Source organism: Natronomonas moolapensis 8.8.11, from assembly GCF_000591055.1.
Taxonomy (GTDB): Archaea; Halobacteriota; Halobacteria; order Halobacteriales; family Haloarculaceae; genus Natronomonas; species Natronomonas moolapensis.
In genome coordinates, this window is the sequence record NC_020388.1 from 1,290,929 (window position 1) to 1,315,089 (window position 24,161).

26 protein-coding genes are annotated in these 24,161 nt (G+C 67.0%); 21 read left to right on the top strand and 5 right to left on the bottom strand.

The features are described from left to right. The first annotated feature begins 126 nt into the window (after positions 1-126). Positions 127-954: a PspA/IM30 family protein gene (locus tag NMLP_RS06435; RefSeq protein WP_015409314.1), complete on the top strand. Its 828-nt coding sequence runs from the start codon at positions 127-129 to the stop codon at positions 952-954. 467 nt (positions 955-1,421) lie between these two features. Here NMLP_RS06435 and NMLP_RS06440 read toward each other — a convergent pair whose 3' ends face one another. Then, on the bottom strand, positions 1,422-1,691 hold the full coding sequence (locus NMLP_RS06440; RefSeq protein WP_015409315.1) for an HAH_0734 family protein: 270 nt from the start codon (positions 1,689-1,691) through the stop codon (positions 1,422-1,424). Positions 1,692-1,833: 142 nt separating this feature from the next. Between NMLP_RS06440 and NMLP_RS06445 the strand changes: the two genes are divergently transcribed. The 10 genes from NMLP_RS06445 to NMLP_RS06490 all read left to right on the top strand — a co-directional run bounded on the left by NMLP_RS06445 (position 1,834) and on the right by NMLP_RS06490 (position 9,062). Then, positions 1,834-2,115 carry a 50S ribosomal protein L44e gene (locus NMLP_RS06445; protein ID WP_015409316.1) on the top strand — a complete coding sequence of 94 codons (282 nt, stop codon included), beginning with the start codon at positions 1,834-1,836 and terminating at the stop codon, positions 2,113-2,115. A 2-nt stretch (positions 2,116-2,117) separates the two neighbouring features. Continuing rightward, the gene (locus NMLP_RS06450; RefSeq protein WP_015409317.1) at positions 2,118-2,291 is read left to right on the top strand and encodes a 30S ribosomal protein S27e; all 174 of its coding nucleotides are present in this window, start codon (positions 2,118-2,120) and stop codon (positions 2,289-2,291) included. A 58-nt stretch (positions 2,292-2,349) separates the two neighbouring features. After that, on the top strand, positions 2,350-3,150 hold the full coding sequence (locus NMLP_RS06455) for a translation initiation factor IF-2 subunit alpha (RefSeq protein WP_015409318.1): 801 nt from the start codon (positions 2,350-2,352) through the stop codon (positions 3,148-3,150). A gap of 4 nt (positions 3,151-3,154) precedes the next feature. Next, positions 3,155-3,334 carry an RNA-protein complex protein Nop10 gene (locus NMLP_RS06460; protein WP_015409319.1) on the top strand — a complete coding sequence of 60 codons (180 nt, stop codon included), beginning with the start codon at positions 3,155-3,157 and terminating at the stop codon, positions 3,332-3,334. A gap of 64 nt (positions 3,335-3,398) precedes the next feature. Next, positions 3,399-4,148 carry a proteasome assembly chaperone family protein gene (locus NMLP_RS06465; protein ID WP_015409320.1) on the top strand — a complete coding sequence of 250 codons (750 nt, stop codon included), beginning with the start codon at positions 3,399-3,401 and terminating at the stop codon, positions 4,146-4,148. Continuing rightward, the gene (locus tag NMLP_RS06470) at positions 4,145-4,390 is read left to right on the top strand and encodes a hypothetical protein (protein ID WP_015409321.1); all 246 of its coding nucleotides are present in this window, start codon (positions 4,145-4,147) and stop codon (positions 4,388-4,390) included. Before NMLP_RS06465 ends, NMLP_RS06470 begins: the two co-directional genes overlap by 4 nt. A gap of 154 nt (positions 4,391-4,544) precedes the next feature. Then, positions 4,545-5,381: a 2,3,4,5-tetrahydropyridine-2,6-dicarboxylate N-succinyltransferase gene (locus NMLP_RS06475; protein ID WP_015409322.1), complete on the top strand. Its 837-nt coding sequence runs from the start codon at positions 4,545-4,547 to the stop codon at positions 5,379-5,381. A gap of 349 nt (positions 5,382-5,730) precedes the next feature. Next, complete coding sequence (gene aceA / locus NMLP_RS06480; protein WP_015409323.1) at positions 5,731-6,798, top strand: isocitrate lyase; 1,068 nt, start codon at positions 5,731-5,733, stop codon at positions 6,796-6,798. A gap of 207 nt (positions 6,799-7,005) precedes the next feature. Next, the gene (gene aceB, locus NMLP_RS06485; protein ID WP_015409324.1) at positions 7,006-8,316 is read left to right on the top strand and encodes a malate synthase AceB; all 1,311 of its coding nucleotides are present in this window, start codon (positions 7,006-7,008) and stop codon (positions 8,314-8,316) included. Positions 8,317-8,417: 101 nt separating this feature from the next. Further along, positions 8,418-9,062: a non-canonical purine NTP pyrophosphatase gene (locus tag NMLP_RS06490; protein WP_015409325.1), complete on the top strand. Its 645-nt coding sequence runs from the start codon at positions 8,418-8,420 to the stop codon at positions 9,060-9,062. Positions 9,063-9,101: 39 nt separating this feature from the next. Here the strand turns inward: NMLP_RS06490 and NMLP_RS06495 are convergent, their stop codons facing one another. Together NMLP_RS06495 and NMLP_RS06500 are read right to left on the bottom strand one after the other, a co-directional pair. Continuing rightward, positions 9,102-9,578: a PIN domain-containing protein gene (locus NMLP_RS06495; RefSeq protein WP_015409326.1), complete on the bottom strand. Its 477-nt coding sequence runs from the start codon at positions 9,576-9,578 to the stop codon at positions 9,102-9,104. 126 nt (positions 9,579-9,704) lie between these two features. Further along, positions 9,705-10,799 (bottom strand): putative sulfate/molybdate transporter, encoded by a 1,095-nt coding sequence (locus NMLP_RS06500; protein ID WP_015409328.1) that lies wholly within the window; start codon positions 10,797-10,799, stop codon positions 9,705-9,707. A gap of 453 nt (positions 10,800-11,252) precedes the next feature. Between NMLP_RS06500 and NMLP_RS06505 the strand changes: the two genes are divergently transcribed. The 6 genes from NMLP_RS06505 (at position 11,253) to NMLP_RS06530 (ending at position 18,114) form a co-directional block, all read left to right on the top strand. Next, positions 11,253-11,561, top strand: a complete 309-nt coding sequence (locus NMLP_RS06505) for a transcription initiation factor IIB family protein (RefSeq protein WP_015409329.1) — start codon at positions 11,253-11,255, stop codon at positions 11,559-11,561. Positions 11,562-11,666: 105 nt separating this feature from the next. Beyond that, a complete protein-coding gene (locus NMLP_RS06510; protein ID WP_015409330.1) occupies positions 11,667-14,540 on the top strand; it encodes an oligosaccharyl transferase, archaeosortase A system-associated in 2,874 nt (957 codons plus the stop codon). After that, on the top strand, positions 14,537-15,481 hold the full coding sequence (locus NMLP_RS06515; protein ID WP_015409331.1) for a DUF368 domain-containing protein: 945 nt from the start codon (positions 14,537-14,539) through the stop codon (positions 15,479-15,481). The genes NMLP_RS06510 and NMLP_RS06515 overlap by 4 nt, the downstream gene beginning before the upstream one ends. 184 nt (positions 15,482-15,665) lie before the next feature. Then, positions 15,666-16,268, top strand: coding sequence for a rhomboid family intramembrane serine protease (locus NMLP_RS06520; protein WP_015409332.1), 603 nt, complete (start codon positions 15,666-15,668; stop codon positions 16,266-16,268). Between the two features lie 93 nt (positions 16,269-16,361). After that, complete coding sequence (locus tag NMLP_RS06525; RefSeq protein ID WP_015409333.1) at positions 16,362-17,051, top strand: RNase P subunit p30 family protein; 690 nt, start codon at positions 16,362-16,364, stop codon at positions 17,049-17,051. A 97-nt stretch (positions 17,052-17,148) separates the two neighbouring features. Continuing rightward, positions 17,149-18,114, top strand: coding sequence for a hypothetical protein (locus NMLP_RS06530; protein ID WP_015409334.1), 966 nt, complete (start codon positions 17,149-17,151; stop codon positions 18,112-18,114). Positions 18,115-18,123: 9 nt separating this feature from the next. On the opposite strand, the gene NMLP_RS06535 is transcribed toward NMLP_RS06530, so the two are convergent. Then, positions 18,124-18,585: a hypothetical protein gene (locus tag NMLP_RS06535; protein ID WP_015409335.1), complete on the bottom strand. Its 462-nt coding sequence runs from the start codon at positions 18,583-18,585 to the stop codon at positions 18,124-18,126. A gap of 78 nt (positions 18,586-18,663) precedes the next feature. Beyond that, positions 18,664-20,247, bottom strand: a complete 1,584-nt coding sequence (locus NMLP_RS16000) for a P-type ATPase (RefSeq protein ID WP_015409336.1) — start codon at positions 20,245-20,247, stop codon at positions 18,664-18,666. Positions 20,248-20,420: 173 nt separating this feature from the next. On the opposite strand from NMLP_RS16000, the gene NMLP_RS06545 reads away from it, so the two are divergent. From NMLP_RS06545 to NMLP_RS06560, 4 genes are all read left to right on the top strand, one after another. Next, a complete protein-coding gene (locus NMLP_RS06545; RefSeq protein WP_015409337.1) occupies positions 20,421-20,906 on the top strand; it encodes an Rpp14/Pop5 family protein in 486 nt (161 codons plus the stop codon). A gap of 2 nt (positions 20,907-20,908) precedes the next feature. Next, a complete protein-coding gene (psmA, locus tag NMLP_RS06550; protein WP_015409338.1) occupies positions 20,909-21,658 on the top strand; it encodes an archaeal proteasome endopeptidase complex subunit alpha in 750 nt (249 codons plus the stop codon). Between the two features lie 54 nt (positions 21,659-21,712). Further along, the gene (locus NMLP_RS06555) at positions 21,713-22,438 is read left to right on the top strand and encodes a ribosome assembly factor SBDS (protein WP_015409339.1); all 726 of its coding nucleotides are present in this window, start codon (positions 21,713-21,715) and stop codon (positions 22,436-22,438) included. Positions 22,439-22,513: 75 nt separating this feature from the next. Further along, positions 22,514-23,479: an NADPH:quinone reductase gene (locus tag NMLP_RS06560; RefSeq protein ID WP_015409340.1), complete on the top strand. Its 966-nt coding sequence runs from the start codon at positions 22,514-22,516 to the stop codon at positions 23,477-23,479. The last annotated feature ends 682 nt before the right edge of the window (positions 23,480-24,161 follow it).

Genomic DNA, 24,161 nt, shown 5'->3' on the forward strand with positions numbered 1-24,161 from the left:
AATACGGCCGTTCGGACGTATAAATGATGCGGCACGGCTCGGCGTTGCCGGAGGCTCTCTCTACCCGTCACCGCCACGCAGCCACGGAGTAGCCTTTTAATCGCTGGGGCCACAAAGAGTCGGTATATGGGCATCCTCTCGCGGGCATCGTACGTCATCCGATCGAAAGTAAACGCCGTCCTGAATCGCGCGGAAGATCCCCACGAGACGCTCGATTACTCCTACGAGCAACTCCGGGACGAACTCCAGGACGTAAAAAAGGGGATCGCGGATCTGACGACACAAAAGAAGCGACTGGAGATACAAAAGCGCCGCCTCGAGGAGAACGTCGAAAAACACAACGAACAGGCCAGACAGGCCGTCGAACAGGACCGCGACGACCTCGCGCGCCGGGCCCTCGAAAAAAAGAAACAGAAGATGAGCCAGATCGAGGATCTCGAGACCCAGATCGCGGACCTCCAGAACACCCAAGACAGCCTCGTCGAAAAGAAAGACACCCTCCAGCGCCGCATCGAGGAGTTCCGGACCGAAAAGGAAACGATGAAGGCCCGCCACGAAGCCGCCGAGGCGAGCGCCCGGGTCAGCGAGGCGATGACGGGGGCCGGCGACGAGATGGAAAACGTCTCTCGCTCGATCGAGCGCGCTCGCGATCAGACCGAGGACATGGAAGCCCGCGCCGCCGCGATGGACGAACTCGAGGACAGCGGGGCCTTCGAGAGCGCGCTCTCCGACGAGAGCGACCTCGAGCGGGAACTCGACGAACTGCGGGACGACGGGGAAGTCGAGGCCGAACTGGAGACGCTGAAATCGGAGGCCGGGACGGGCGGCGGTGGCGGCGACAGCACTGGCGGCGGCGACGTCGACATCGAGCTCGACGACGACGCCGAGTCAGTCGCGGCCGACCCGGAGGTCGAGGCCGAACTCGACGACATCAAACGCGACGAAGAGCAATAACGATCGACACGTCGTCCGGCACGTGCGAGGACGACACGACAGGCCCAGTACGCGGCGGTGACATCTTCCGCGGCGTAAGCGGAGCGGGATCGAAGATCCCGCAGGCAACCGGGCGACGCCCGACGACGGCGCGGGGTCCCTCGACAGAGGGGCTCCAGCCTGCTGTTAGTCGGGGGTCGGACGGACTCCCGCGGTCGCCAGCCATCGGGCGTCAGCGACCCCCGTGTGTGAACGAACACCACGAGCGATACTACAGTAGCGATCGGAAGACACTGCACACTCGATCGCACGACAGCAGTGCGATCGATGTGTAATCACTTCCGATGGTTACTATAACTGGTGGCGTTCCAGACCGGCCATCTCCGGTGGTCTGTGCCACGGGGCGTACGCGAGTCACGCCCGGCCTGAACGTCGGGATTCGACCGCTGAATCACAATAGCGCGCGAGCCGGGGGATCGGCCCCCAGTTCAGGCGGCCGCCGGATCGCCGCTCGCCCGGACGACGGTGATCGACTCGGCGTCGACCGCTTCGGTGTCGAGCCGCATCGGGACGAAGTTCCGCCGCTCGAAGTCTTCGCGTTCGTCGGCGGTGCCGATCGTACACCACAGTTGCACCTCTTCGGGGCCGTGCCACTCGCCCTGTCTCGAAATCCCGAAACAGACGAACTCCTCGCCGTCAAGCTCGATGACGGCACCCTTTCGGATGCCCGGGTCGCCGCGTACGATGAGTTTTTTCATGCGTGTGGTTCGTCCGAACCCGATTTAAGCGCTTCGAACCGTGGGATCCGGGTGCTGCGGCGCCGGCCGGACGGGGGGTTCCGGATCGGGGAAATAAAAACCAAACCCGTTTTAACCCACCGTCCACTACCAGTCGGTACTTATGGAGATGCCACGCCGGTTCAACACGTACTGCCCGCACTGCCACACACACCACGAACACGAGGTCGAGAAGGTCCGGACGGGCCGTTCCTCCGGGACGAAGTGGGACGCCCGCCGAACCCGCCGCGGGAAGGCGGTGATCGGGAACGCCGGCCGGTTCTCGAAGGTGCCGGGTGGCGACAAGCCGACGAAGAAGACCGACCTGAAGTATCGCTGCGGCGAGTGCGGCAAGGCCCACCTCAGAGAGGGATGGCGTGCCGGTCGGCTCATCTTCCAGGAGTAACGATGCCGGGAACGTTCATTCGCGTCCGCTGTGACGACTGCGAGAACGAACAGGTCGTGTTCAGCAAGGCAGCGAACGCGGTCGACTGTGCGGTCTGTGGATCGACGCTTGCGACGCCGACCGGCGGCGAGGCCGACCTCCACACCGAGGTCGTCGAGACCGTCGAAGCGCGATAGATATCGGCCGGCGGGCGACAACGGTGGTTTTATTCTCGTCAGACGGATACCTTCGGGTATGAAATACAGCGGCTGGCCCACCCCCGGTGAACTCGTCGTCGGACGCGTCGACGAGATCGAGGATTTCGGCGTCTTCGTGGATCTAGAGGAGTACGAGAACAAACGCGGGCTGGTCCACGTCAGCGAGGTCGCTTCCGGGTGGATCAAGAACGTCCGCGATCACGTCAACACCGACCAGATGGTCGTCTGCAAGGTGCTCGACGTCGACGAGAGCGCCCAACAGGTCGATCTCTCGATCAAGGACGTCAACGATCACCAGCGCTCCGACAAGATCCAGGAGTGGAAGAACGACCAGAAGGCCGACAAGTGGATGGAGATCGCCTTCGGCGAGGGGATCGAGGACGACGACTTCCGCCGGGTCGCCAACGAACTCATCGACGAACACGGATCCCTCTATGCCGGCTTCGAGCAGGCAGCTATCCACGGTCCCGAAGCGATCTCGGGGACGGACCTCGGCGACGAAGAAGTCGATGCGATCGTCGAGACGGCCCGCGAGAACGTCTCGGTCCCGTACGTCACTGTCACCGGCTACGTCGATTTGGAGGCGCCGGGAGGCGAGGGCGTCGAGGATATCCGCGGGGCGCTGTCGGCCGCCGAGGGCAACGGCGAGATCCCCGAGGAGATCGACCTCGACGTGACCTACGTCGGCTCGCCGGAGTACCGGATCCGCGTACAGGCGCCCAACTACAAGACCGCCGAGGACGAACTAGAAGCCAGTGCCGGACGCGCCAGCGAGACCATCGAGGCGACCGGCGGGTCGGCCGAGTTCCACCGCGAGCGTCGAACCGACGAGGAGTAGGCAGATGGCCAAATCCGACATCCGCGTTTGCTCGGCGTGGGAGCGCGAGCACGACCGGCCGGTGTACACGCTCTCTGGGCGCTGTCCCGAGTGCGGTTCCCCGGCCGAAAACAGCGCGCCGGCACCGTTCGACCCCGCGGATCCCTACGGCGAGTACCGCCGGCGCGCGCGACGGCGTGACTGACAGCGGACGGACGACCCGCCACGGATCGCCGTGCTCTTATGTCGGTGGCCGCCCAGTGGTTCGCATGGACGAGTTCGACATCGATCGGCTCTCGACACCCGATCTCGACGATCCCGTACTGATCGAGGGGCTGCCCGGCGTCGGCCACGTCGGGAAGCTGGCCGCCGAACACCTCCTCGAGGAGTTCGACGCCGAGTTGGTGCGTCGGATCCACTCCGAGCATTTCCCGCCGCAGGTCACCGTCGAGGAGGGTCGGACCCAGTTGGCCTCCGCGGAGATGTACGCGATCCGCGACGCCGAACGCGATCTGCTCGTGTTGACCGGCGATCACCAGGCCGGCGACGGGCCGGGGCACTACCGCCTCACGGAGACGATCCTCGACGTGGCGGCCTCGTTCGACGTCGCACAGGTGTATGCCCTCGGGGGGATCCCGACCGGCGAGCTGGTCGATGAACCGGCCGTCGTCGGCGCGGCGACCGCCGACGAGGAGATCGAATCGCTCGAGACCTTCGGCGTCGAGTTCCGCGAGAACGAACCCGCAGGCGGCATCGTCGGCGTCTCCGGACTCCTGCTCGGGCTGGGCGAGCGGCGTGGCTTCGAGGCTGCCTGCCTGATGGGCGAGACGAGCGGCTACCTCGTCGACCCCAAGAGCGCCCGAGTCGTCCTGGAGACACTCGAGGCCGCGGTGCCGTTCGAGGTCGGCTACGACACCCTCTCCGAGCGCGCCGAGGAGATGGAGGCGGTAATCAAACGTATCCGACAGATGGAACAGGGTACGACACCGAGTGAGGAAGACCTGAGGTACATCGGATGAGCCGCGTTCCAGTCACCGACGCTGTCGTCGAACAGCTCCGGGACGTCCTCGAGGCCGACCTCATCGACCACGAGCTCAACCACATGGGAGCGGGCTTTGCGGCCCGGGATCTCGGCCACGAGGAGTTGGCGCAGTTCGTCCACGAGGCAGACGCCGCGACCTACTACGAGGCGCTCGACCGCGCACGCGAGCGGGTCGACGACGAGGGGACCGCGGACGTCGGATCCGACCCGGACGCCTGACGCCGGGCGAACCGGACGCGCGACTCCGATTCCGGCTCCGATTCCGGTTCCGTTTCGGGTTCGAGAGCAAATCCAGTGTGCCGAGACCGAGGGGTAGGCGCAAGCGGGACAGATTCCAACAGAGCCAAGTTCGTCGTTTCCGTCGGTTTTGACGATGAGTGTACTCCGCGAGGACATCGAGGACTTACAGCGGCGCTACGAGGAGGGGCTGGCCGCCGAGGCGGTCGGGGCCGACGAGCGCGCCCTCCTCGACGAGTTTCTGACCGCCCTCGAGGCTGGCGAGATCCGCGCCGCCGAGCGCGAGGACGGCGGGTGGGCCGCCAACAGCTGGGTCAAACAGGGCATCCTGCTCAACTTCGGGCTTCGGGAAATCGAGACGCACACGCACGGCGGCGTCGACTACCACGACGTCCTCCCGCTCAGGGGGACCGGCGACCTCCCGGGGCGCGGTACCCGGAACACGCCGGACGGCACCGTCGTCCGCCGCGGGGCCTACGTCGGTGGCGACGCGATTTTGATGAGCCCCGCCTTCGTCAACATCGGCGCGTACGTCGGCGACGGCACGTTGGTCGACTCCTGTGACACCGTCGGCTCGGCGGCCCAGATCGGTGACAACGTCAAACTGGGTGCGAACACGCTGATCGGCGGCGTCCTCGAACCCGTCGAGGCCGCGCCCGTGGTCGTCGAGGACGACGTCTCCCTCGGGGCCGGCTGTCGCGTCACGAGCGGGTTCGTCGTCGGCGAAGGCAGCGTCGTCGGCGAAAACACGCTGTTGACCCCGCGGATCCCGGTGTACGATCTGGTCGAAGAGGAGATCGTTTACGGCGAGCTTCCGCCCGAACGGCGGGCGTTCAGCCGGTTCGTCGAATCGAGCGTCGGCGAACACGACCTTTTCGACGGCGGGGCGTACAAACCCGCCGTCGTCGCCACCGACGTCGGAGCGGAAACCCTGGAAGCGACCGAACGCGAGGACGCCCTTCGGGACAACTGAGGCGGGCTTCGGAACGACCGAAACGCCCTTTGGGGCGAGTGAGGCGCAAGGTATCGACGCCCGGCGCGAGGCCGCGTTCGGCGCGGCGCCCCCCGGGATTCGGCCTCGACCTGTCAGGTTATGTATGATCTGCTGACCGCGTTAGACAATAACAATCCATTATATTCTTTTAATAATACAAACAGTTTACTCAATATTAACATTATAATTCATAACAGTTTTGTACCCGTCGCTGCTCCGATCAGATGCACACGATGAGCGAACGAGAAACCGAGCCACGGCGCGGCAGCACGATCGAAGCGCCGGCGCCGGCCTCCGGTGACTCGCGCTCATAGGAACACGATATACCATGGCACACGACAACGACGGAACGGACGAGGTCGCGAGCCGAGTTCAAAACACCGAGTCGATCACACGAGACGTTGACAATCCCGCCGCCCGCGAACTCCGCGAGAAGTTCGACGAGCAGGACTTCACGTTCGCGCCCGGCCTGTATCACGCTCTCGACGCCCGGCTGGCCGAGATGGCCGGTCTCGACGCCGCGTACATGTCCGGCTACTCGACGGTTCTGGGCCAGTTCGGCTTCCCGGACCTCGAGATGGTCACGATGACCGAAATGGTCGAGAACGCAAAGCGCATCGTCGAAGCGACGAACCTGCCGGTCGTCGCCGACTGCGACACCGGCTACGGCGGCGTCCACAACGTTCGCCGTGCCGTCCGCGAGTACGAGAAGGCCGGCGTCGCCGCCGTCCACATCGAGGACCAGACGACCCCGAAACGTTGCGGGCACATCGCCGGCAAGCAGATCGTCCCGCGCGACGAGGCCGAGGCACGCTTCTCGGCGGCTGTCGACGCCAAACAGTCCGAAGACACCGTCATCATCGCCCGGACGGACGCCTACGGCTCCGCCAACGGCGACTGGGAGGAACACCTCGAGCGCGGCCGCATCTACGCCGACGCCGGCGTCGACCTGGTCTGGCCCGAGATGCCGGACCCCTCGCGCGAGGACGCCGTCAATTACGCCGAGACGATCCACGAGACCCACCCCGACCTGGATCTCGCGTTTAATTACTCGAGCTCTTTCGCGTGGTCCGAGGAGACGGACCCGCTCACGTTCCAGGAACTCGGTGACCTCGGCTACCAGTACATCTTCATCACGCTGTACGCGCTGCACTCCGGCGCACACGCGGTCTACGAGGACATGAAGAACATCTCGGAGAACGACGAGGCGGCCCAGTGGGACCTCGAGGACCGCTATCTCGGCCACGAGACCGAGAGTCACCACGAGCTCTCGTTCGTCTCGCGCTTCCAGGACATCGAAGCGCAGTTCGACCCCGAGGCGAAGGCCCGGATGGAACAGTCCGCGGGCTTCACCGAGGAGGAGAGCGACCCGGTGACCTCCGGCGACGACGACTGAGGAGACACCGCCGCTTTGGGACGCAACGGGAGGGAGTGGGCGCAGCTTTCAGGGGACGGGAGCGCACCCCCGCGACCCGGCGAGACGCACGGTGTGGGTCGCTGTGGACCCTTTTTTCGAGCGCCCGAATCGATCCATAGCGTGGCGACTCGCGAAACGATTCGGCCAGGTTTAATACGCCCCCTCGTGTCACTCCAACCGACCGATATGACGGAACTCGACAAGCGAACCCACGAGCGGACGTTCGTCCGGACCTTCTTTACCACCCCGACGGCGGTCGAAGGCGAGGACGACTCGGCGAAGATGCTGGAAGGTGCCGCGGGCCTCAGCGGGATGGAGGCACCCGACGTCTGGGTGCCGGACAACGAGGACGCCACCGCGCCGAACATGCGCGACGAGGGCGCACAGAACATCATCGACGTCGTCTCCGAACACGGCGCCGACTACCCCGGCGAGATCCACCCGCGCGTCGTCTGGCACCGCGATAGCCCCTCGACGCGGTATCAGGGCTTCCAACGCATGCTCGAGATCGCAGACCCCGAGAACGGAGCCATCGAGCACATCGACGGGTTCGTCGTCCCCGAGGTCGGCGACATCGACGACTGGAAAAAAGCCGACGAGTTCCTGACGATCATCGAGAACGAGTACGGCTTCGATGAGGGCTCGATCAAGATGTCCGTCATCATCGAGAGCGGCCAGTCCGAACTCGGTATGGAGAAGCTCCGCGACGAGATGGGCAAGCCGACGAACAACCTCGAGCGCCTGTTCATGCTCGTGATCGGCGAGGTCGACTACACGAAGGACGCCCGCGCCATCACGCCGACGGGCGCGCTGCCGGCGTGGCCCGAACTCCGTCACAACACCTCCCGTGCGGCGAGCGCCGCGGGGCTCATTTCCGTCGACGGTCCCTACGACGACATCCGCGACGTCGAGGGCTACCGAGAGCGCATGACCGACAACCAGGCCAAGGGAATGCTCGGCATCTGGTCGCTCACCCCCGGGCAGGTCGTCGAGGCCAACAAGTCCGCGCTCCCGCCCGCGGAGGGCTACTGGCTTCTCGACGCCGACGGCCGCGAGGTCGAACTCGAAAGCGTCGACGGCGTCGAAGTGTATGACGGAGACCGCGTCTCCCTCGAGGAGACCGACGGCGGCTACGTCCTCTCGGTCGGCACCGACGACCTCGAACTCGACGAGGACGAACTCACGCAGGAGTTGCTCGACCTCCTCGATTACGTTCCGAGCATGGACGACATCGTCGACTCCATGGAGGAGTTCGAGGCCGCCAAGGAGGCCGGCAAGGGCGCGATCGCGATGACCCAGGCCGCGACCGTCGAAATCGACGGCGTGCAGGTCGATATCAGCAGCGATCGGATGTGGGACGAGGCCACCTACCAGGCGCTTCAGACCCCGATCACGCTGTTCCAGGACGTCTACGAGAACCGCCCCGACCAACACGAGGGGCTCGCCGAACTCTACAGCGAGGACGTCGTCGAGCGCGCGATGGACGTCGGGAACTGACGGGCGGCGTCGGACTCCGAGGGTCGGTTCGCGACCGTTTTATATTCCAAACCCCCGTTCCGTACCGGTGGTGCTTTTTTCGACCGTCACGAAGCGGCAGTATGCTCAGATACGTGACGACGAACGAGGGGAAAGTCCGGGAGGCAGAGGCGTACCTCGGCGACGAGGTCGCCGCTTTCGAGTACGACTACACGGAGATCCAGGCCGACTCCTTGGAGGCGGTCGCCGCCCAAGGGGCGCGCGAAGCATACGAACACGTCGACGGACCGGTGATCGTCGACGACGCGGGGCTGTACCTCGAGGGATTCGATGGCTTTCCCGGCCCCTATTCGGCGTACGTCGAGAACACACTCGGCATCGAGCGCGTCGGCCGACTCGCCCGACGGGAGAACGCGCGGCGGGCGAAGTTCCGGTGTGTGATCGCCTACTGCGACGGCGAGCCCTTCGAGGCCTCCCCCGAACCGGTCGACGTCGAGGACCGCCGGGGTCGGGACCTCGACGCCGACGACCGGGCGACGGCGGCGACGGACGACACCGTCGTCGGCTCCGGCCTACCGGTGAAACTCTTCGCCGGAGCGGTCCCGGGGCGGATCGTCGAACCCCGCGGTGACGGTGGGTTCGGTTACGACCCGATCTTCGAACACGACGGAACGACGTTCGCCGAAATGGGTTCCGAAAAAAAGAACGCCGTCTCACACCGCGGGCGGGCGCTCGGGAAGTTCGCCGAGTGGTTCGCCGAGCGATAGCCCCACAAATCCCGCCGGCGGTCGACAATCGCCCCCGCGTCAGCGTGGCTCCCGGTCCGGCCCCGGATACGATCCCTCGAAAGCGAGTTCGTACAGCGCCGCCGGGTCGACGACCGCGAGAAACGCCTCGGGCGATCGGACGCTGACCTCGAAGTGGTCGCGCAGCGTGGCGCCGGCCTCGGCGCTCCGGAGGCGCTCGTCGAACGTGACGATCTGGGAGGCGTTCCCGCGATAGGCGGCCGCGAGCACCGGCCGGTCGTCGGGGGGCTGTTCGACGACGACGGCGAGGTCGTCGACCGCCGCGCGCCACTCGTCGGCCAGCGCCCGGTCGGCGAGTGACTCGACGACGCCCCGCGTCGCCTCAAGCAGCGGCTCGGTCGCGACCAACTCGAGCCAAGAGTGCGATCTGAGCACGTCCATCGTGTCCCTGGCCGCGCCGCCGACGAGGAGGTCGGCCGCGAGTACGTCTGCGTCGGCGACAACGCGGGTCGGGTCGGGTGCGTGGCGCTCACTCACGCTCGCGACGCCCCCGGAGGGCCGCCCCTATCGCGTCGGTCTCGACCTCGTACGCCTCGGCCCGCTCGAACAGGTCGGCCCATGGCATAGTTCCTCCGAGTCGTCGCTCGGACAAAAGCCTCTCCCTCAGGTCCACTGCGATCCCCGCTGTTCGAGTTGCCACCAGGCGATCCCGGCGACGAACGCGACGCCGACGTTCGTGAGCACTGCCAGCGCGCCGACCGCGATGACGAACAGCGGCCGGTCCGTCGATCCCAGCGCCACCCTCGCCAGCGAGGCAGCGACGACCACCAACAGCACGCCCAAAAGCGCCATCGGAAAGGCGACGAGCAGGCCGGCGACGAGCGCGAGGGCGAAATAAAAGCCCCCGGCGAGGAGGTTCGCCGTCCCCGTCCGCGCGCCGAAGGCGTGTTTCCCGGCGAGGCCGCCCGAACCGTGACACATCGGGAGCGCCCCGAGTGGCACCGCAACGAGGTTCATAACGCCCATGCTTTCGGCGAGTCGGTCCGGCGAGACGTCGGCGTCGTAGAGATCCGAGAGGAGCAACGACGTGGCGATGGCGGCGTTGCCGACCGTCATCGCGAGTTGTGCGAGAACGCCCTCGGCCGCGCCGGCCGACACCGTCGGCCCGCCGGCCGGGAAGACGGCGACTTCGGGGAGCGTCGGTGCCGGCACGCCGACCGAGCCGACGGCCCAGAGCCCGCCGGCGGCGAGGACCACGAGCGCGACGGCCCGCCGGGAGACGGCGGCGACGGCGAGCGCGAGGACGGCCCCCCCAGCGGCCACCGTGGGGGACGTGGCGACGGGATCGAGGGCCGCGACGACGAGCAGGCAGGCGACGGCGAACTGCACGCCCCGAACCACCGGTTCGCCGACGAGGTGGCTGATCGCCGACAGCCACCCCCGCCAGCCGGCAACGAGCAACAGCACCCCGGCGAGGAGCCCAGCCGCCACGAGTTCGCCGTGGGAGATCGATCCCGCGACGGCGAGACCGGCGAGGGCCTTCATCGGCTCGACCGAGAGCGGGACGCCGTAGGCCATCCCCCAGACGGCCTGAAAGACGGCGAACCCGGCCAAGACGTGTGGGAGTGACGCCGGCGTCAGGAGGCCGAGCGCGACGACCAACGGCAACACCGTAATCGAATCTCCTATCGCACCGGTCGCCTCGCCGATGCCGGACCCAAACCGGTTCCCGACCCTCTCCCGGTCTAAAACGGACACAGTATGTCTTGTACGGGCGTATTATAAGATTCTTTCCCGAGGCAGAATCGATTCAACGGATACGAACGCGAAACTATTAATAGTTACTAATCGCGGCTCGGGCGAAAAACGCGAGCGCTGTCGAGCAGTTCGGGACCGAACGTGTTATCGAAGCGATACGCCCCGAAGTCGGATCCGGAGCCACACACCCGTCTGACGCGGATCTATACGTGTCGACGCTGTGCCGTCCGATGGGCGCACTCCGATCAGATCGGATTTTCCCCCCATCCTCCCCACGCGCCCGGTTTTTGTCGGCCGGGACTGGTTTGTCGACGAGCGCCGGTTGGGTCGCCGGCCGCGTCCGTGTTCCGTCCGGCCGCGCCGACCGGCAACGACGTACCCGGCGAACGAGGGCTCGAACGCACCCCCGTTCGGCGGGGGTATTTATATATCGCGACGCCCCTGGTTGCGAGTATGTACCGCGCGCGCGACCACGTCGAGAACGAGCGGTGGCTGGCCGACATCGACGACGCCGCCGAACGCCTCGGGCTGAGCGGCGAGGCGAAATCGCGGGCGACGGACCTGTTTCTCTCGACGGTGCCGGGGCCGGATCGCTCGAAGCGGGCGACGGTGGCGGCCAGTCTCTACGCCGGCGCGCTCGTCGCCGGCGAGGGGCGCTCTCAGGCGGCGGTCGCGGACGCCGTCGGCGTCTCGCGGCTGACCGTCCAGGGGCGATGGAAGGAGCTTCTGGCGGCGGCTGGGCTCGAGCCACCACAGTGGTAGCGGGACGCCCGGGATGTGGACCGGTGGATCGACGCCCGCCGGGTTCGGCCCCGTCCGAGACCCAATGGAAAAGGCTTATGCGGGTTTTGACAGTGTGTTCGGGCAATGAGTCAGCGGTTCGAAGCGCTCGAAGAGCGACTCGCGGAGTACGAGTCGCAGATCGATTCCGTCTATCGTCTGTATCACATCCCCGTTCTCGTGGCCCTCATGGCGTTTATGCTGTGGGTTCGGGTACGCAACTACACGAACCACATCGGCCCGAGTGGCGAACCGCTCTACACCGGCAACGACGGGTACTACCACTACCGGTCCGTGAACTACGTGCTCGAGCACTACCCGTACACAATGCCGTTCGACCCCTGGACCGGGTTCGACGCCGGGAGACGGGCCGGGCAGTTCGGAACGATTTTCGATCAGGCGGTGGCGACGGCTGCGCTCGTCGTCGGACTCGGGTCGCCGTCCCAGGAGACGGTCGTCACGGTCACGCTGTTCGCCGCGCCGGTGATCGCGACGCTGTGTGCGATTCCGATGTACTACGTGGGCACGCGACTCGGCGGTCGCTTCGGCGGTATCGTCGCCGTGGTCGTCCTCGCGTTGACGCCGGGGTCGTTCCTCACGCGGAGCGTCGCGGGGTCGTTCGACCACCAGATCGCCGAGGTGTTCTTCTCGCTCGTCGTCCTCGCGGTCGGCATGAAGCTCCTCGCCGTCGCCCAACGCGAGGCCCCGATCTACGAGTTCGTCCGGACGCGTGAGTTCGAGCTACTCCGTCGGCCGGTCGCGTGGGGGCTCGCTCTCGGCGTCGTGCTCACGTTGGCCGTGCTCAACTGGCCGCCAGCGATCTTCCTGTTCGGGCTGTTCGGGATTTTCCTCTTTTTTGCCCTCTCGCTCGAGTTCCTCCGGGGACACAGCCCGGACCACATCGCCATCCCCACGGTCGTCGCGATGGTGACGGCGGCGGTCCTGATCGTCCCCTTCCTGCAGACAACCGGGCTCCAGCCGACCGATTACTCGATCGCACACCCCTTGCTCGCGACGGCCGTCGCCGCGGGGACGGCGTTCATGGCCGGGGTGGCCCGACTGTGGGAGCGACAGGAGCTGCCCCGAGCGGCGTACCCGTTCGGCGTCGCCGGTGCCGGTCTCGTCGGGGCCGGCGTCCTCGCCGTTGTCTCGCCCGACACGCTCGGCTTCTTCCTCTCGCAACTCGAGCGCGTCGCCGGGCTCGGAACGACCGACACGGTCGCGACCATCGGCGAAGCGCAGGCTCCGAGGGATCCGCTCGGGCTCTTTTATCGGAACTACGGCCTCGGATTTTATACGGCGGTTCTGGGCGTGTTGCTCGTCGTGTATCGGGTCGTCTCGCGGACGCGGCCCCGGGCGGACTACCTGCTGATCGCGGTCTACGGGGCGCTCATGCTCCTGTTCACCCTGACACAGAACCGCTTCGAGATCCACTTCGTGGTCGCGGTCGCCGCCGCAAACGCCTACGTCGTCGGCTGGATCTACCAGTTCGTCGACCTCCGGGACGTCCGGACAGACATTGCGAAGGTCAAACCCTACCAGATCCTCATCGTGATCGCGATCCTCGCCGTCATCACCGGCCCCCTCGTCGCGACGGGGGCGACGCTCTCGACGGCCGACGGGGCCGCCCAGCCCGGCGAGATGCAACAGTGGGGCGAAAGCCTCGATTGGCTCTCCGAGGAGACCCCCGAAGTCGGGGCCTACGGCTCGGGGGACGAGCCGAGCCTCGAGTACTACGGCACGTACGAGAATCAAGAGGACTTCGAGTACGGCGACGGCGACTACGGCGTGCTCGCGTGGTGGGACTACGGCCACTACATAACGACGCGCGGCGAGCGGGTCCCGGTCGCGAACCCCTTCCAGCAACGCGCCACCGAGTCGGCCGACTTCCTGCTCGCCGACGAGGAGACGGAGGCCCTCGAGATCCTCGACGAGGACCAACCCGACGGCGAGGGCGTCCAGTACGTGATGGTGGATTACCCACTCGGCTACGCCGGCACGCAGAAGTACAACGCCCCGACGGCCTTCGAGTCCAGACACAACGTGACGAGCGGCGACGTCGGCATCCAGGTAGTCAACGAGCAGGGCCAACGGCTCTACGGCGCACACACCCAACGCGGCTACGAGAGCATGCGCGTCCGGCTGTACCAACACCACGGGAGCGCACAGGAAGCCGGTCCCGTGACGGTCAACTTCGGACAGTACTCGGCAGCCGACGGCGTTGCGACTCTCCCGGAAGGGGCGGCCGGGCTCGACGACCTGTTCACCCAACACGACAGCGTCGAGGCCGCCCGCGAAGCGGCAGAGAGCGACCCGACCGTCGTCCACGGCGGTGTCCTGGGCCAGCAGGCCGAGCGGACCGAGGCGCTCGAACACTTCCGGCTGGTTCACGCCGGCGGGCCGACCACCCAGTCGCCGTTCGACCGGCTCGTTCCCGGCCAGACGATCGGCGACAACGAATCGTGGGTGAAGACCTTCGAGCGCGTCGACGGCGCGACGGTCGAAGGGAGCGGCCCCGAGAACACCGAGGTCCGCGCGAGCGTCGAGATGGAGATGAGCGCGACCAACGAGACGTTCACCTACACCCAATACGCCGACACGGACGACGAGGGGAACTTCGAGATGACGCTGCCCTACTCGACGACCGGCTACGACGAGTACGGTCCCGAGGCGGGCCACACGAACGTGAGCGTGCGCGCGAACAGCAGTTATCAGTTCGTCGCGCCCGAAGCCGGTGCGTTCGGCCAAGCCGACGTGACCGAGGGCCAGGTCGTCGGCGCGGACGAGTCGCCAGTCACGGTTGAGCTCGAGGTCCCACAGCTCGGGCCGGGTGTCGTCGGCGGCACCGACGGATCGGCCGGCGGCGACACGACGGGAAGCGAGACAGCCGACGGCGACACGACCGGTTCCGGCGGCGACGACGGCACCGCCCCCGAAAGCCGGGTTGCGGCCGCCGGATGAGCCGGTCGGGCGGGCTCCGTGCCTGGGTTTCGATCTACCTGAAGGGCGCCTGCATGGGGGCAGCCGACACCGTCCCGGGGGTCTCCGGCGGAACGATCGCAGTCGTCGTCGGGATCTACGAGCGGCTGATCGCGGCGCTGACCGCGCTCGATCCGCGGGCGGTTCGACACCTCGGGGCGATCCACACGGGAGCGGGACGTGCGGCCCTCGCCGCCGAACTCCGGCAGGCGGACGTTCCCTTCCTGTTCGTGCTCGGGCTGGGCGTGCTGTCGGCCGCCGCGACCGTGGCCACCGGGATGCACACTGCGGTCACGCAGTTTCCGGCCCCGACGTACGCGTTCTTTTTCGGGCTCATCGGCGCCTCGGCGGCGGTGCTGTATCGCCACGTCGACGTCGACACCGGCCTCCGGGTGATCGTCGCCGTCGTCGGGTTCTCGCTCGCCTTTCTCGTCACCGACCCCGCTCTCGCCGGCGCGCGGCCGACGACGCTGCCGGTGTTGTTCGTCGCCGGGGCGATCGCCATCTCGGCGATGATACTCCCCGGGATCTCGGGTGCGTTCCTGTTGCTCTTGATGGGCCAATACGAGTACGCAAGCGGGATTCCGCGGCGGACTGCCGAGGGTGTCGGTGCCGCCCTGGCGGGCGATCTCGGGCCGCTGGTCGATGCCCTCGTCCCGCTCGTCGCGTTCGGCTCGGGGGCGCTCGTCGGGCTGTTGTCGGTCGCCTACGCCGTCCGAGCCGCCCTGCGGCGCTACCGGGAGGCGACGTTCGCCTTCCTCGTCAGCTTGATGCTCGGCGCGCTCAGGCTCCCCGCCCGGGAGGTCGCCCGACACGTCGGGACGATCTCCCCCGAGTCCGTGGCGACGGTGGGCGTGCCGGCCGTCGCCGGCGGCCTCGCCGTGGTGGCGCTGGATCGGTACAGCGACGAACTGGAGTACTGATACTAGTGGACGGACTCGCACAAGACCGACTCACGAGCGATCCGCCGGTCGCTCCGTCGGACGGCGTGGTTCTCGTGCGTCGTGTGTATATTCGTTTGCCTGTCAGTATGACGAGCACTGCGGCCGCGCCGACGCGGGTCGAAACCGGCGTGTACGTTAACCCCGTCGCCCCCGAAAGGACGGTATGTCCGGCCGTCCGGCCCTCGCGACGCTCGCGCTCTGTGTCGGCACGTTCGGTGCCCAGACGGTCGGTACTGTCGCCGGACTCGGCCCCGGGGCGTTCGCGCTGTCGCTCCCGCTTTCTGAGCAGCCGTGGACCCTTGCGACGAGCGTGTACGCCCACGGCAGTGCCGGCCACCTGCTCGCGAACGGCCTCGCGTTGCTCGTCGTCGGGCCGCTCGTGGCCTACGTGACGACGGGGGTGCGCTTCCACGCGTTCTTTCTCGCGACCGGCGCGGTCGCCGGAGTCGTCCAAATCGTCGCTTCGGCCCCGTTCGGCGGGAGCGCGGTTCTCGGCGCCAGCGGCGCCATTTTCGCGCTCCTCGGCTACTTATTCGTCGGGAACCGCGCCTCCGAGCGCGTCCTCGCGTGGCTTCCGTTGGGCCGGCGCGGCCGACTCGCCGTCTTCGTCGCGCTGGCGGCGCTTCTCACCGCCGCGACGGCCGCCCCGGGCGTCGCACTCGTCGCCCACTTCGTCGGGTTCTGTCTCGGCGCCGCCGCCGGCCGGTTCCGGGTGCTTCACGTCCGTTCGGGCGAGGGCGATAGCTCGGGTGGGGGTGGACGCTGAGTTGGGGCGTCGGACGCGGCAGAGACACAACGGACGGGACACGGCGGCGGCCAACACACAACAACAAAGACCACCAGTCCCGAGTGGTGGTGTATGTACGAGGCCGTCCACGCGCATCCCGACGGGCAGGCAACCGTCGCCCGACTGGCCAAACGCGCTGCGACGTGCGGCTACGGAGGGATCGTGGTCCGGAACCACGGCGACGAACAGGCGGACTACGACGCCGGCCGCATCACCGAGGCGTACGGCGTCGACGTCGTCGCCGGGATCGAGATCCGCGCGGCCGAGGCCGGTCGCGCGAGCGGGCTGATCGGGAACTACCGCTCGAAGCGGCCCGTCGTCTGCGTCCACGGCGGCGAATTGAACCGCTTTGCGGTCGAACAGCCCCAGGTCGACGTACTCGCACACCCGATGGACGGCGGCGACGTCAATCACGTTCTCGCGCGGACGGCCGCCGAGAACGGCGTTCACCTGGAGTTCAACTTCAGCCGCGTGCTGCGGGCCGACGGCGGGGAGCGGGTCCAGGCCATCCAGGGCCTCCGGAAGCTCCGCGAGCTGGTCGAGCACTACGATACGCCCTACGTTGTCTCCGCGGACGCCGACTCCCACCTCGCGTTGCGGGCCCCCCGAGAGCTGTTCGCCCTCGGCAAGGTGATCGGCTTCGAGAGCGGAGCCGTCGAGGCGGGGATGCGGGCGTGGCGCGATATCGTTGAGCGCAATCGCGAGCGGCTCTCCGGGGCGGTCATCGAGCCCGGCGTCCGCATCGAGGGGTCGGACCGCTGACGATCGGGGGGCAGCCCCCGACGGCGGTGTTTATATATGCCTCCGGTCGCCCCGCGACCCTTTTAAATACCGGAGGGACGAATGTGTGGACGTTCAGATGCGCCGTCGCGCTTTCCTCGGCTGTCTCGCCGGTAGCGCCGTCTCGCTTGCGGGGTGTAGCAACGGCCCACCGGAGCGGTTGCCCCAGTCGGCACTCTCCGACTCCGACGAGTCGACTCCGGGCGCGGACGGTCGGGCGTCCGCCGGGGAAGCGACGCCCTCCGCCCCCGAAGCGACGGTCACGACGCGGATCGACGCCCCCCAGCGCCGGCGCGTCGGCCTGTCGTTTCGGCTCCGGATCGTCGTCGAAAACGACGGCGAGGAGCCACAGACGGTCACCAGAACGGTCCGGGATCTGACCGGTGGCGCGACGGTCGGGGGGTTCTCCGAGACCGTCCCACCGGGCGGGTGGCGCGCGTGGACGAGCCCGCCGGTAACGTACGGGCGGGTCCCGGAGTTCGGCACCGCTGCGTTCGAGGTCGAGGAGACCGGCCAACTCCTCGACGTTCGTCTCTTCGAGTCTCTGCACCCCCGGTCGTCGCACAGTTATAACGACGGCCTCGAAGTCACCTTCGAGGGTGTCCGCATCCTCCGGGCGTACGGCCACGAGATCGACGGCGAACGTCGGTGGCGGACCGCCGAGGACGGCTCCCGCTTCGCGTTCGTGTTCCTGTCGGTCGCCGGCGTGCGCGGCGACGACGTGGTTCGGCCGCCGCCGACGCGAGCGGGACTCCCCGTACGAGCCGGCGACGCGGTGGTGCGCCCGACGCGGACGCGGTACTCGCCCGATACCGGCGCGATCGTCCCGTCGAGATACAGCGACGACAGACGCGGGACGACACCGAGCGAGGACGTCCCGGCGTACGACGCGACCGACCTCCGACGGGTGGCTGTGGACGGTCGACACCCGACGACGACCGCCTACGGCGACACGGACGCCGCCCCAGACCGGACGCTGTGGCTCGCGTATACGGTTCCCGCGGGGACCCCCGCAGACCGGGTGCGGCTGCTCGCGAGCCGGTGATCCGGTCGGTCATCCCGCGCGGGCGCCGACGGCCGCTCCGATCCCGCCGGCGACGGCCGAGGCGACCGCGGCGACGGCGAGTGCGACGAGAAACGAGCGCGTCCAGATCGACCCGACCGGCGAGCCGGCGCCCCCGAGCGTCGCCACGGTCGCACCCAACAGCAACGTCCCGAGGAGTCCGCCGCCGACCGCGACCGGGATCGATCGCCCCGGGTCGAAGACCCCCCGGCCGAGGACGAGTCCGACGACGATGCCGAGCACCGGTGCCACGACCAGCGCAGTGACGGCGAGTGCGACGAGCACCGTCTCGACGAACACGGGACCGAGCTCCGAGACCGCGTTGCCGGTCGCCGCCGCGAGAAAACGGGTGTGAGCCAACCGCGCGCCGGCGAAGGCGACTGCCCCCGCGGCGAGGCTCACACCGACGTACACGATCACGACGCCGACAACGGTGTCTCGCCCTCGGGTCATCTCATCCGCCACTCCGGAGCCCCGCTAAATTAACTGTGGGGTTCGCCTCTCGCCGACGGCGCGTCGGAGCGGCCCCCATCAGCTCCCCTCGACGCGGAGCCAGCTCCGCTCCAGCGGCAGCGTCCACGACTCCTCGACGTAGTCGGACGGCTCGACGAAGAGGACGCTCTCGAGGTTGTGCGTCGATCCAACGACCTCGTCGTCCGGTTCCTTCTCCGCGGTAGCGGAGCCCCCCGGAATCGACGACTCGTCGACGACTGACTCCCCGTCCGTGACGGTCCCGTCGACCGGGATCACTTCGCCGGGGCGGATCCGAACCGTGTCGTCCGCCTCGACGTCCTCGATGGGGATCCGGAGGGGTTCCTCGTCGCCGTCGTCGTCGTCGCGAATCACGACCGCCTCGGTGACCTGCCGCCGGATCCCGGGGTTCCGGGAGGGAACGTAGCGATCCTCGATCGGCGTTCGGGCGGGCGCGACGACGATCACGAACTCGCCGAACTGTTTGAACAGCGCGTAGACGACCTCGCCGTCGAGGCGGTATCGGGCCTGCTGCCACTCCAGATCGCCGAGTTCGACGGTTCGGTCGGGCTCGAGAAAGACAGGTCCATCGAGAAGCGAGTCCCGCGCCGCGGCCGCCGCCTCGAAGTCGTCGTATCGCTGGACGTAGATCGGCCAGGAGACGAACTGCTCGGTGTACACCCCGAGCGGCCCCCCGTCGTAGTCGGCCCAGTCGTTGACGACGACCTCGAGTTCGTCGCGTCGGTCCTCGGGAACGGCGACTGGTTCGAACCGTTCGGAGAAGGTGTAGGTCGGCTCCCATCGCGTCGACCCGGCCGGTGAGGCAGCCGGATCGCCGAGCAGTTCCGGATCGTCGCGGTCCTCGACCGCGAACTCGGTGTGGGCGCGGGCCCGGAACCGGACGCCCCGAAGGTAGCGAATGCCGTAGCGCATCTCGCCCACGTACCGGATGGGGCTCAGATAGCGGAACTCGAAGAGGGTATCGTGGACGGGGTCGTCCTCGTCCTCGCGGTCCGGGTCGCCGGCGGCCATGAACTCCACGAGCCGGTTTCGGATCGGGTCCTTCGAGAGGTTCTCCTGGCGAAAAAACAGCCCCCTGAGACGCTCGTAGTACTCCCGGAGCGACTCGAGTTCGTCGTTGAGTGCCGGCCGGTCGCCGCGCTCGCCGAAGCGCTCGACGCGCTCGATGGCCCGGTCGTTGTACGAGCGGACACGGCTCGCGAGCTCGAAGTGCGGTTCGAGCCCCGTCTCGATCGCTTCCTCGACGTAGGTTGTAACGTCTTCGAGGCGTTCGAGATCGCTCTCGCTGATCGCCGTCATGTTTTCGAGTTGGAGGATCGTCTCGACCGCCCGATCGAGCGCGTTCGTGTAGTCGTCGTACACGTCGTCGTACGTCGTGCCGAACCACGCCGCTTCGTCGACGACCCGACGCGTCGCCTCGGCGAGGCTGCCGATCGGTCCCTCGAGCGGGTCCGGGCCGTCGTCCCCGTCGGCCCCGTTCCCGTCGTCTTCTGGGGTCGGTTCCGGCGTCGACTCGTCGCTGGGGCGATTTATATAGACCCCTTCGGTGCTCAGACAGCCCGAAAGCGCCCCCACGAGGGAGACACCGCCGAGGCGGAGCACGTCGCGACGTTCCGCAGGCATGATTCGACGGACGGCGGCCATATATATATGGCTTTGTGAGACGGACGCAGCGAACCGGTCGCCACCGGGTGCCGACAGGCGATACGGCGTCGGTGGCCCGAGGCCCGCTTGCGGGCCGAGGCCTGTCTGTCCGTGACCGCCGAAGCTATGTGTCGGACGGTCGGAATAAGGATGTGAAGCATCTGCCGAAGCACCTCCGACCCCGGTGGCGGTATCTCGCCGTCGGGTTGGAGTCGTGGGCCGACACCGACGTCGATCGTCGGTCGTTCCAGCGGGAACTGTGGTTCGCCACCCAGAACCTCGTCGGCGACGCCGGCAGTGCCGAACTGGACGCAAGCGTGTTGTACTTCTCCTTCGAGGACGGCGACGGCGAGGCGGTCGTCAGGGTCCGCCGCGGTGAAGTCGGGCGACTTCGGGCCGTTCTCGCGACCGTCTCCACCGTGGACGGGGAGCCGATCGGGCTCTCGGTCCGGGGCGTCAGCGGCACGGTTCGAGCCTGTGAAGAAAAGTATATACGGCGTCCGGAGGTACAAATTGAGGAGAGAACCGTCGCGTTCGCCGAATCGAACCGGCCCGCCGTCGCCCGGGACGACCGGGTCGACGTCGACCTTCCGGACGACCGCGTGGGCGCGACAGCACTCGATATTCGCGACAACTAACAATGCAGGGACAATCGCAGCAGCAGGCGTACGACCGGGGGATCACGATCTTCTCCCCGGACGGCCGTCTGTACCAGGTCGAGTACGCGAGAGAGGCGGTCAAACGAGGCACGGCGTCGATCGGGATCCGGACCGACGACGGCGTCGTGTTGGTAGTCGACAAGCGCATCCGCTCGCCGCTCATGGAGCGGACGAGCGTCGAGAAGATCCACAAGGCCGACGACCACATCGGCATCGCGAGCGCCGGCCACGTCGCCGACGCCCGACAGCTCATCGACTTCGCGCGCCGGCAGGCGCAGGTCAACCAGCTCCGGTACAGCGAGCCGATCGGCGTCGAAACGCTGACGAAGGCCGTCACCGACCACATCCAGCAGTACACCCAGGTCGGCGGCGCGCGCCCCTTCGGCGTCGCGTTGATTATCGGCGGCATCGAGGACGGCGAGCCCAGACTCTACGAGACGGACCCCTCGGGGACGCCTTACGAGTGGCAGGCGCTCGCAGTCGGCGCCGACCGCGGCGACATCGAGGATTACCTCGAAGAACACTACAGCGACGACCTCGACCTCGACGGCGGTATCGGCCTCGCTATGGAGGCGCTCGCCTCCGTCAACGAGGACGGACTCACCTCCGAGGGGATCGGTCTCGCCACGGTGTCCGTCGAGGACGGCTTCGGGAAGGTTCCCGACGAGGAGGTCGAGACACACCTCGAGGAACACGGCCTGCTGGCCGACGAGAACGAAGACGACGAGTAGCCGCGCCGGTCCCGTTTGGGAACATCTTTTATCTCCGGCCGCGTATCGAAACGTATGATATCACTTGACGAGGCCGTCACGGCCAGACTCGAGTCCCACGGCCAGCGCTTCGAGGTGCTCGTCGATCCCGACGCCGCACTCGCGATCAAGCGCGAGGAGTTCGACGGCGAGCTCGAGGACGTCATCGCCGCCGAGGACGTCTTCGAGGACGCGTCCTCGGGCGATCGACCGCCGGAGACGTCCTTGGAGGAGGTCTTCGGGACGACCGATCCTCTGGAGGTCATCCCCGAGGTCATCCGCCGCGGCGAAATCCAGATCACGGCCGAGCAGCGCCGCGAGATGCAGGAGCGAAAGCACAACCAACTCGTCAACAAGATCGCCCGCAACGCCGTCAACCCCCAGATGGACGACGCTCCCCACCCACCCGAGCGGATCGAGCGCGCCCTGGAGGAGGCCGGGTTCAAAATCGATCCCATGGAGCCGGTCGAAAACCAAGTCGACGACGCCCTCGACGCCCTCCGGCCCGTCATCCCCATCCGGTTCGACGAGGTCGTGATGGCGGTGCAGGTCCCGGCGGAGTACGCCGGCAGCGCGCAGGCGCAGATCCGCCAGTTCGGCGACCTCGAGAGCGAGGAGTGGCAATCCGATGGCTCGTGGGTCGGCGTGCTCCGCTTCCCCGCCGGTCTCCGTAACGACTTCTACGACGTGGTCAACGAACACACGAGCGGCGAGGCCGAGACCAGAGTCGTCAAGGACGAAGACGAGATCGGAACGCGGTAGAGCGTCCCGACGCGCCGGCGGCGACGGCACGCTCGAGGCAGTTTTATACCGTCCCGTCGAGACCCGACAGACACTATGCGAGCAGTCACTGTCGGCGAGCACGGCGGACCCGAAGCACTGCGCGTCGAGGAGATCGATCGGCCCGAACCGAGCGAGGGCGAACTCCTCGTTGAGGTCGACGCGGCCGGCGTTAACCCCGTCGATACGTACTTCCGGGACGGCTCGTACGACCCGGTCGGCCTGCCGTTCACCCCGGGTGTCGACATCGCCGGGACGGTCGCGGAAACCGGCACGGGCGTCGACGCCCTGTCGGTCGGTGACCGCGTCTACGGGACCGGGATCGGCAACGGGGAGTACCAAGGCGCCTACGCGGAGTACGCTACTGTCCCGGCGGACCGGGTCGTCGGACTCCCCGACGGCGCCGGAACGACTCAGGCCGGGGCGGCGGGCGTCGTCGCCTGTACCGCCTGGCGGGCACTGATCGATCACGCGAACCTCGACCCCGCCGAGCGCTGTCTCGTCCACGGGGGGTCGGGCGGCGTCGGCCACGTCGCTGTCCAGATCGCCGCCGCCGTCGAGGCGCGGTGTCTCAGTACCGCCGCCCCGGCGTATCACGACGACGTCGAGGCCCTCGGGGCCGGGACGGTCCTCGATTACGGCCGCGACGACCTCGCCGACGCCGTCCTCGACGCCTCCGACGGCGGCGTCGACGTGATCCTCGATCACCGCCTCGACGATTACCTCCAGTTCGACGCGGACGTCGCGGCGGCCGGGGCCACCGTCGTCGGCATCGGCGAGAACGACCCCGCGCCAGCCTTTTCGGCCGTCGCCGGCGGCCGCGCGAAGGACGTCACCTACCAGCTCATGAGCATGTTCAACACGCCCGACCTCCGGGTGCCACTCCGGGGCGTCGCCCACCTGATGGACGCCGGGGCGCTCGAAGTCGAAGTCGCCCGGCGTTACGGCCTCGAGGAGGCGGCCGAGGCCCACCGCGACGTGATGAACGACAGCTTCTTCGGCAAATTAGTGATTGACGTATAGGGCGGTCGTAGATCGGGAAAAATAAGGGGACTAACTGAGTTAAAAATGGAGTACAGGTATGCGTGCGATCGTTGTGGGGAGATCAACGCCTCAAATCCACACCGTTGTAGAAACTGTGGCTCGACCGTATTCTCCCCCATCTCTACTGAAACGCTAATAGAACAAAGCTCAGGCACGGATACACCGGAACGCATCGATCCTGATAATATAGGTAGAACAGGTACAGCTGACCCTGACGTGGAATACGAATCGTCTCCCGGTGTGGCTATTGATGGATCAATCGAGACGGAAGATCGGACGGAAAAAAGTGAAACAGAGACAACCAGTATTACACGAGTAGTTATATCACTTCTCCCCGTCATTCTGTTTGTTGGAATATTGGTTATTTGGGTGTTATAGAGATACAAGGAGAATACTGGTGGCTTTAGCCACCAGATGAATCCGACAAAAGTTTATGTATAGACACAGTACGTATAATTGTGCGTGGAGAACTGGCAGTTGACTCGGTGTTTGCCACGGTTTTTAACCGGAATCAAAAAGTAAGCCGACCACGCCGACAGTCGTAAAACAATCAGCTATCTCGAAGCCCTTCAGCGGGTACGAGTAACGGCTTCGTGGCAGAGCCACTGGCTGACTGTCCAGCAAACCTGAGACTCCCAACGTTCAGGATTGACCTGCCCGG

Coding starts and splice junctions, on each gene's coding strand:
- NMLP_RS06520 (WP_015409332.1), top strand. CDS start 15,666: ATGTCCGGCCGTCCGGCCCTCGCGACGCTCGCGCTCTGTGTCGGCACG.
- NMLP_RS06475 (WP_015409322.1), top strand. CDS start 4,545: ATGAGTGTACTCCGCGAGGACATCGAGGACTTACAGCGGCGCTACGAG.
- psmA (WP_015409338.1), top strand. CDS start 20,909: ATGCAGGGACAATCGCAGCAGCAGGCGTACGACCGGGGGATCACGATC.
- NMLP_RS06460 (WP_015409319.1), top strand. CDS start 3,155: ATGGCCAAATCCGACATCCGCGTTTGCTCGGCGTGGGAGCGCGAGCAC.
- NMLP_RS06515 (WP_015409331.1), top strand. CDS start 14,537: ATGAGCCGGTCGGGCGGGCTCCGTGCCTGGGTTTCGATCTACCTGAAG.
- NMLP_RS06455 (WP_015409318.1), top strand. CDS start 2,350: ATGAAATACAGCGGCTGGCCCACCCCCGGTGAACTCGTCGTCGGACGC.
- NMLP_RS06470 (WP_015409321.1), top strand. CDS start 4,145: ATGAGCCGCGTTCCAGTCACCGACGCTGTCGTCGAACAGCTCCGGGAC.
- NMLP_RS06510 (WP_015409330.1), top strand. CDS start 11,667: ATGAGTCAGCGGTTCGAAGCGCTCGAAGAGCGACTCGCGGAGTACGAG.
- NMLP_RS06525 (WP_015409333.1), top strand. CDS start 16,362: ATGTACGAGGCCGTCCACGCGCATCCCGACGGGCAGGCAACCGTCGCC.
- NMLP_RS06465 (WP_015409320.1), top strand. CDS start 3,399: ATGGACGAGTTCGACATCGATCGGCTCTCGACACCCGATCTCGACGAT.
- NMLP_RS06490 (WP_015409325.1), top strand. CDS start 8,418: ATGCTCAGATACGTGACGACGAACGAGGGGAAAGTCCGGGAGGCAGAG.
- NMLP_RS06505 (WP_015409329.1), top strand. CDS start 11,253: ATGTACCGCGCGCGCGACCACGTCGAGAACGAGCGGTGGCTGGCCGAC.
- aceB (WP_015409324.1), top strand. CDS start 7,006: ATGACGGAACTCGACAAGCGAACCCACGAGCGGACGTTCGTCCGGACC.
- NMLP_RS06530 (WP_015409334.1), top strand. CDS start 17,149: ATGCGCCGTCGCGCTTTCCTCGGCTGTCTCGCCGGTAGCGCCGTCTCG.
- NMLP_RS06555 (WP_015409339.1), top strand. CDS start 21,713: ATGATATCACTTGACGAGGCCGTCACGGCCAGACTCGAGTCCCACGGC.
- NMLP_RS06445 (WP_015409316.1), top strand. CDS start 1,834: ATGGAGATGCCACGCCGGTTCAACACGTACTGCCCGCACTGCCACACA.
- NMLP_RS06535 (WP_015409335.1), bottom strand. CDS start 18,585: ATGACCCGAGGGCGAGACACCGTTGTCGGCGTCGTGATCGTGTACGTC.
- NMLP_RS06435 (WP_015409314.1), top strand. CDS start 127: ATGGGCATCCTCTCGCGGGCATCGTACGTCATCCGATCGAAAGTAAAC.
- NMLP_RS06560 (WP_015409340.1), top strand. CDS start 22,514: ATGCGAGCAGTCACTGTCGGCGAGCACGGCGGACCCGAAGCACTGCGC.
- NMLP_RS16000 (WP_015409336.1), bottom strand. CDS start 20,247: ATGCCTGCGGAACGTCGCGACGTGCTCCGCCTCGGCGGTGTCTCCCTC.
- aceA (WP_015409323.1), top strand. CDS start 5,731: ATGGCACACGACAACGACGGAACGGACGAGGTCGCGAGCCGAGTTCAA.
- NMLP_RS06450 (WP_015409317.1), top strand. CDS start 2,118: ATGCCGGGAACGTTCATTCGCGTCCGCTGTGACGACTGCGAGAACGAA.
- NMLP_RS06440 (WP_015409315.1), bottom strand. CDS start 1,691: ATGAAAAAACTCATCGTACGCGGCGACCCGGGCATCCGAAAGGGTGCC.